Annotated in this window: 2 protein-coding genes; both read left to right on the forward strand. The window is 69.3% G+C overall.

The annotated features are described in order from the left end of the window. On the forward strand, nucleotides 1–1,053 hold a 1,053-nt coding region (locus VFM98_RS20540; RefSeq protein WP_325111753.1), incomplete at its 5' end, for a TRAP transporter large permease subunit. Between the two features lie 152 nt (nucleotides 1,054–1,205). Further along, nucleotides 1,206–2,797: cobalamin-dependent protein (locus VFM98_RS20545; RefSeq protein WP_325111754.1), on the forward strand; the 1,592-nt coding region annotated here is incomplete at its 3' end.

A 2,797-nucleotide genomic window follows, 5' to 3' on the forward strand; every position in this document is an offset into this window, starting at 1 on the left:
CCCCCGGGCGCGGGCGGGCTCGCGGAGCCGCCGGCCAGTGGCGGCCTCGCCGAGCCGCCGGCTGCCGGTGGCCTCGCCGAGCCGCCTTCGGATGGCGCGGCGTCCGGCAGCCTGGCGGAGCCGCCTGCCTCGGGAGGGGTCGCCGAACCGCCGGCCGCCGGCGCTGGCGTTAGCGAGCCTCCAGGCACCGTCGCCGAGCCTTCCACCACCCAGCCGGATCCCGCGCTCTCCACCGGAGTGCAGGAGCCGCCCGGCGCGGACGGCACGGCGAAGGCCGGCGAGATTGGCGCCGAGCGCCCGGCGCCCCAAGCCTGGTGGATCACCTTCGGCGTCTTCGGCTTCATGCTGGCGGTCTTCTATGCGCTCCTGAGCTTCGCACGGCTGGAAGTGTTCAAGATGCTGCTGACCAGCTTCTTCCCGCTGATGGTGCTGATCCTGTCGGTGCTCGGTTCCATCGTCCTGGGCCTCGCCACGCCGACGGAGGCGGCCGCCGTCGGCGCACTCGGCGGCTTCGTGCTGGCGCTGGCCTACCGGCAGCTGACCTTCGAGGTGATCAAGGAGAGCGTCTTCCTCACGGCCAAGACATCGGCCATGGTGTGCTGGCTGTTCGTCGGCTCGGCGATCTTCTCGGCGGCCTTCGCGCTGCTGGGCGGGCAGGAGCTGGTGGAACGCTGGGTGCTCAGCATGAACCTGAGCAAGACCCAGTTCATGGTGCTGTCGCAGGTGATCATCTTCATCCTGGGCTGGCCGCTGGAATGGACCGAGATCATCGTGATCTTCATGCCGATCTTCGTGCCGCTGCTGGACAAGTTCGGCGTGGATCCGCTGCTGTTCGGCCTGCTGGTCGCGCTGAACCTGCAGACGGCCTTCCTCTCGCCGCCGGTGGCCATGTCCGCCTTCTACCTGAAGGGGGTGAGCCCGCCGCACGTCAGCCTGAACGAGATCTTCATAGGGATGATGCCGTTCATGGGGATGCAGATCGTGGCCATCTTCCTGCTGTACGTCTGGCCGGAAGTGGGCCTGTGGCTGCCCTCGGTGCTGTACGCACGCTAGGAGACCGGGCCGACCCGGCTCGCCAGGAAAAGCGGCTTCGGCCGCTTTTTCCTTTTTCGGCGGCGCGACAAAGGCCGCCGCCGCACTCCACTGCCGTTGACGTTGACGTAAACGTCAATTAGGCTTCGGGTTCCCGCCGGAGAATCCCCCCCATGACCGACCTGTCCGCCGAATACAAGGCGCTGGCGAACTATCGCCCGACCAACAAAGTCCGCTTCGTCACCGCCGCGAGCCTGTTCGACGGGCATGACGCCGCCATCAACATCATGCGGCGCATCCTGCAAGGCACCGGCGCGGAAGTGATCCACCTGGGCCACAACCGCAGCGTCGACGAAGTCGTCACCGCGGCCCTGCAGGAGGACGTGCAGGGCATCGCCGTCAGCTCCTACCAGGGCGGGCACGTCGAGTACTTCAAGTACATGGTGGACCTGCTGCGCCAGCGCGGCGGCGCCCACATCCAGGTGTTCGGCGGCGGCGGTGGCGTGATCGTCCCGGCGGAGATCCAGGAGTTGCAGGACTACGGCGTAGCGCGCATCTACAGCCCCGAGGACGGCCAGCGCATGGGCCTGCAGGGCATGATCGGCGAGATGGTGATGCGCTGCGACCAGGACCTGGCGCCGCTCGCGCCGAAGTCGCTGGCCGCCATCCAGGGCCACGGCGAGCAGAACTGGCGCGCCCTCGCCCAGCTGATCACCGCGCTCGAAAGCGGCAGCGCCGATGCGGACCTGGTCAAGGCGATCCGCCTGCAGGCCGACCAGCAGCGCACGCCCGTGGTGGGCATCACGGGCACCGGCGGCGCCGGCAAGTCCTCGCTCACCGACGAAATGATCCGCCGCCTGCGCCTGGACCAGGACGACGCGCTGCGCATCGCCGTGATCTCGATCGACCCCTCGCGCCGCAAGACCGGCGGCGCGCTGCTGGGCGACCGCATCCGCATGAACGCAATCGGCCCCTGGCCCAAGCGGGCCGGCCAGGGCGCTGCCGCGGACGACGGCCGGCGCGTCTACATGCGCTCGCTCGCCACGCGCGAATTCGGCAGCGAGATCTCCGCCGCGCTCGGGGACGTCATCGCCGCCTGCAAGGCCGCCGGCTTCGACCTGGTGATCGTGGAGACCTCCGGCATCGGCCAGGGCGACGCCGCCATCGTGCCGCACGTGGACATCCCGATGTACGTGATGACGCCGGAGTTCGGCGCCGCCAGCCAGCTCGAGAAGATCGACATGCTGGACTTCGCCGAATTCGTGGCGATCAACAAGTTCGACCGCAAGGGCGCGGCCGACGCGCTGCGCGACGTGGCCAAGCAGGTGCAGCGCAACAAGCAGGCCTTCACGCAGAAGCCGGAGGAGATGCCGGTGTTCGGCACCATGGCGGCGCGCTTCAACGACGACGGCGTGACGGCCCTCTACCAGGCGATGAAGCCGCGCATGATGGAGCTGGGCCTGCCGCTGAAGGAAGGCCGCCTGCCCCGCGTGGAGGTGCGCCACAGCACCAACCAGACGCCGGTGGTGCCGCCCGCGCGCACGCGCTACCTGGCGGACATCGCCGACACCGTGCGCGGCTACAAGGCGCGCGTGCGCCAGCAGGCGCAGATCGCGCGCGAGATCCAGCAGCTGAAGGAAGCCGCGCGCATGCTGAAGGTGGACAAGCCGGACCGCTCGCCCGCCGCCGAAGCCACGCTGGACCTGGCCGCGCAGCGCCTCGCGCGCATGGACAAGGACGCCCTGCACCTGCTGAAGCAGTGGCC

The organism is Ramlibacter sp., from assembly GCF_035706265.1.
In the GTDB taxonomy this organism is placed as follows: Bacteria; Pseudomonadota; Gammaproteobacteria; order Burkholderiales; family Burkholderiaceae_C; genus Ramlibacter.